Annotated in this window: 1 protein-coding gene; it reads left to right on the top strand. The window is 65.2% G+C overall.

From position 1 onward, the window contains the following. The coding region (locus AC3ERS_RS36520; RefSeq protein WP_431972724.1) for a type I polyketide synthase at positions 1-1,919 on the top strand (1,919 nt) is incomplete at both ends.

The raw sequence follows: 1,919 nt of genomic DNA, 5'->3' as shown, positions 1-1,919 counted from the left end.
ACCTGTCCCGGTGCGCCGCCACAGCCGAACCCCGGCAGGTCAGGCATTCGCGCAGAAGCTGGCCGGTCTCTCTGATACCGCTCGCAAGAGCGCCCTGCTCGACCTGGTCCGATCGGTCGCCGCCGACATCCTCGGGCACGCTTCTCTCGATGCTGTCGAACCCCAGCAAGCGTTCCAGCAGCTCGGGTTCGATTCTCTGGGCGCTGTCGAGTTCCGTAACAGGCTCAACGCCGCGACGGGTCTGCAATTGCCGGCCACTCTCATTTTCGATTACCCCAACGCGCAGATCGTCGCCGAGTTCATCGATTCCCAACTCACCGGTACCGGGGCTGTCGATGAACTCGCGATCAGTCGGGTACGAGCCGACGACGAGCCGATCGCGGTGGTGGCGATGAGCTGCCGCTATCCAGGTGGTGTCGTCTCGCCCGAAGACCTGTGGAATCTGGTCACCTCGGGTATCGACACCACCGGCGAGATGCCCGTGGATCGTGGCTGGGACATCGACGGTATCTATGACCCCGAACCTGGCAAGGCAGGCAAGACCTATACCCGTCAGGGTGGGTTCTTGTATTCGGCAGCGGAGTTCGATGCGGATTTCTTCGGGATCGGTCCGAACGAGGCCACGGGGATGGATCCGCAGCAGCGGTTGCTGTTGGAGGTGTCGTGGGAGGCGTTGGAACGGGCCGGTGTCGATCCTGTCGTGCTACGTGGCAGTTCGACCGGGGTGTTCACCGGTGTGATGTACCACGACTACGCGCAGGGCACTGGTAGCAGCGCCGGCGGTAGTTTGGTGTCGGGTCGGATCGCCTACACGCTCGGGCTGGAAGGCCCGGCGGTGTCGGTGGATACGGCGTGTTCGTCATCGTTGGTGGCGATGCACCTGGCTGCACAGTCGTTGCGGTCGGGTGAGTGTGATCTGGCGTTGGCCGGTGGTGTCGCGGTGATGGCCACCCCGGAGATGTTCCTCGAGTTCAGCCGTCAGCGGGGTTTGGCTCCGGATGGGCGGTGCAAGTCGTTCGCCGATGCCGCCGACGGTGTGGGCTGGTCCGAGGGCGCTGGAATGTTGGTGTTGGAGCGGTTGTCCGATGCCCGCCGTAATGGTCATGAAGTTCTCGCGGTGGTTGCGGGTTCGGCGGTGAATCAGGATGGCGCTTCGAATGGTTTGACCGCGCCGAATGGTCCTTCGCAGCGGCGGGTGATCCGTCAAGCGCTGGCGAATGCGAGGGTGTCGCCGGTCGAGGTCGATGTGGTCGAGGCTCACGGCACCGGCACCACCCTCGGGGACCCGATCGAAGCCCAAGCGCTGCTTGCTACTTACGGTCAGGACCGGGACCCGGATCGTCCGTTGTGGTTGGGGTCGTTGAAGTCCAATATCGGTCATGCTCAGGCCGCGGCGGGTGTGGGTGGTGTGATCAAGATGGTGATGGCGATGCGCCATGGTGTGTTGCCGCGGACGCTGCATGTCGATCAGCCCAGCACCAAGGTCGATTGGACCGAGGGGCATATCCGGTTGCTGACCGAGCAGGTGGCGTGGCCGGAGGTGGATCGGCCGCGTCGGGCTGGTGTGTCCTCGTTCGGGATCAGCGGCACGAATGCTCACGTCGTCCTCGAGCAGGCTCCGACGCCGGTGGGGGCTCCGGAGCCGGTGGCCAAGACCGTCCCGGCCGGTGGCGTGCTGCCGTGGGTGGTCTCGGCGCGTAGCGGTGCGGCTCTTGCCGGACAGGCTGCCCGGCTGGCATCGCATGTCGTCGATCACGACCTGGATCCGGTGGACGCCGGTTTCTCGATGGCGTCCACGCGTGCTGTGTTCGAGCATCGCGCGGTTATCGTCGCCGATGACCGCGATGGTCTGCTCGAGGGTGCGCGGGCGTTGGCCGCCGGCGTGCAGGCACCGGGTGTGGTGTCCGGTCGTGTGGTGT

This window comes from Nocardia sp. bgisy134 (genome assembly GCF_057708325.1).
The sequence above is the reverse complement of the archived record's forward strand: the minus strand, read 5'-3'. Positions and strand labels throughout refer to the sequence as shown.